This window comes from Eudoraea sp. (assembly GCF_049665975.1).
Lineage (GTDB): Bacteria > Bacteroidota > Bacteroidia > Flavobacteriales > Flavobacteriaceae > Eudoraea.
Genome location: NZ_JBATGR010000198.1, coordinates 1 through 2,323, shown reverse-complemented (window position 1 = coordinate 2,323; position 2,323 = coordinate 1). Strand labels below are relative to the sequence as shown.

Here is a 2,323-nt window from a genome sequence, read left to right as displayed (position 1 = left end):
TCAAAATAGTGCTTGGTTTCCTCGGCAGCATTAGAACAATCGCTTCCTTTCAGGCTTTTCGGCGGAACAGGAATATGGAATATGTCGCAAAACATCTGATTAGTAAGGGATATTTCCCTGTTTTCATTTTCCAGTAAGACACCGGTCTGTAAATTGGTAATTAGGCTGGCAAGCCGGTTTTCGGAGGCTCTGACTTGCTCTTGTGCTTCTCGTTCTTTCGAAATATCCTCTACTATAGCTACTTCATAAGCGATCTTCCCTGAGGGTTCCCTTACGGCACTTACGGAAGTTTTGGCTAAAATAGCAGTTCCGTTCTTTTTGAAATATTGTTTTACAATTGAAAAGTTATCTAGTTTTCCTTTCTTCATCTCAGACATATACTTGCTCGACTTTTCATTGTCTTCGGGTGCTGAAATGGCATCTACGGTAGATTTTTTTAATTCGGATTCCGTATAGCCCATTAGCTCGGAGAAGGTCTTATTAATTTTAAGGAATTTACTCCCTTGGGTAAGGACAATGCCTAGTGGAGAATTTTCAATGATGATATCGAGCTGCTTTTTTTGTTCGGAAAGCAATACTTCCACCTCATTTTCCTTCGTAATATCTCTTATAATCCCCTGCGCGGCAATGGGGAGGCCGGCCTTATCATAAATAATACTGCTGTTCACTTGTACGTACCGAATGGATTGATCCTTTACAATAATCTTAGCCCTGTAGTTTTTTAGGGTACCCACTTCATAAAGAAGTTTAAAAGATTCCCTGGTATATTCAATGTAGTCCGGATGGATCAGGGATCCGAGGTTGATGGTCTCTTCATTATGATCGTATCCCAGGAGTTGTTTGGCGGCCGCATTCATCCGGAGAACATTACCATTGATGTCCATTACCAGATATGGATCAATGATATTGATGAACACCCCTTCAAGTTCTGATGTTTTTTCGCTTAAGAGATTTTCCAAGCGCTCATTGGTCTCTTTTAATTGCCTGGTAGTATTATATAATTCCTGTGATTTTTCTTCCAGAATTTTTTCTGCCTGAAGTCTTGCTTTCTTTTGCCGCTCCAGGGCCCTTTTCAACAAATCTACTTCCTTATTATCCATGCTGGACAATATCAAATTTTACCTGAGTGCCATCTTCCTTCAGCAACTCATAGCTTATTTCGGCACTGCTGTTGAAATGTGTAAAAGCTTTTTCCATTAGGCCGTGGGCCAGGCTGTAAAGCCCTCTAGAAGAGCTGTAGATCATGGATAGGGAAGTATCCGTTTTTTCAATTATGGTAAAGCTGGGCAATTCCGCATCCGGATACAGTTTTTTTACATGTACGTGAATGTGGTCCTCTATAGAGTTTAAAAGGGCAATTGGCGAGGCATAACTTTTAATGATCTCCGGATGTGCTTTCCCTAAACTATCGAACAAGTACAGCCCAAAAGCGTATAACAGGTCGTTTGGTGGCATCTTGACTTCCGAACTTAAATTAGTCAGGAGGGAAACCATTTCGTTAAAATCATAGGTGCCAACAGAAGTATAGATGCCTTCGGAGGGCAGCTCAGAATTTTCGATAATACTGTCTGTAATTTCCAGTCCAAATTGGTCTTCCACCATTTCCAGGAACTCCGTAAAAATAAAACCTTTCATAAATATAAAATCAAAATTAAATATAGGAAAAACCTTACCTGCTTTAAAAATTTTGTTGTGAAATACCCAATTCCACTAACCTTTTACCAGTTCGTTTACTTGCCAGTAGGAGATCACCTTTATGAGCTTGTCTTCGTAATCCTCATATTTTAAAGGCTTTATCACGTAGCCTGCAATTCCGGTCTTATAACATTCGAGCAGGTCTGTTCTGTTTTCAGATGTTGTCAGAATTACTGTGGGCAGGTATTTAAGCAGGGGATCCTTTTTAAGGATCTGGAGGAATTCTATCCCATTCATTCGTGGCATATTCAGATCAAGAAGGATTATATCAGGCAGATTAGTTTCATTAAGGATCTTCAACGCCTCTTCCCCGTTGTTTGCCTGAATTAGGGTGTGTTTTTCCTCGAGCTTCGATAAGGTCCTTGTCAGCTTCATGGTCTCTATGGCATCGTCTTCAATAAAGAGTATTTTCATGGCCTTCGTTTTAATTGAATCTGGAAAGTTCTAATTTAATTTTCAGTCTTAGGCCCAAATGTAGACGAAAGTTTAGTGAGTGTAGACGAATGGTTTATTACTGTAGATGAGAGGGGCAAAAGTTCTCAAAAACTTCCGAATACGTTTTTAATGACTCTTTAAATGCCAGGTTATTTGTTAGTGCTTCATAATTTAGAGGATAACTACCTAGACA

At 39.6% G+C, this 2,323-nt stretch carries 3 protein-coding genes; all 3 read right to left on the bottom strand.

The annotated features are described in order from the left end of the window. The coding region (locus WBN20_RS07410) for a PAS domain-containing protein (RefSeq protein WP_424281234.1) at positions 1-1,100 on the bottom strand (1,100 nt) is incomplete at its 3' end. Further along, the gene (locus WBN20_RS07405; protein WP_424271306.1) at positions 1,093-1,635 is read right to left on the bottom strand and encodes a heme NO-binding domain-containing protein; all 543 of its coding nucleotides are present in this window, start codon (positions 1,633-1,635) and stop codon (positions 1,093-1,095) included. The genes WBN20_RS07410 and WBN20_RS07405, both read right to left, overlap by 8 nt. A gap of 75 nt (positions 1,636-1,710) precedes the next feature. Continuing rightward, positions 1,711-2,109 carry a response regulator gene (locus tag WBN20_RS07400; protein ID WP_424271307.1) on the bottom strand — a complete coding sequence of 133 codons (399 nt, stop codon included), beginning with the start codon at positions 2,107-2,109 and terminating at the stop codon, positions 1,711-1,713. Between the last annotated feature and the right edge of the window lie 214 nt (positions 2,110-2,323).

Coding starts and splice junctions, on each gene's coding strand:
- WBN20_RS07405 (WP_424271306.1), bottom strand. CDS start 1,635: ATGAAAGGTTTTATTTTTACGGAGTTCCTGGAAATGGTGGAAGACCAA.
- WBN20_RS07400 (WP_424271307.1), bottom strand. CDS start 2,109: ATGAAAATACTCTTTATTGAAGACGATGCCATAGAGACCATGAAGCTG.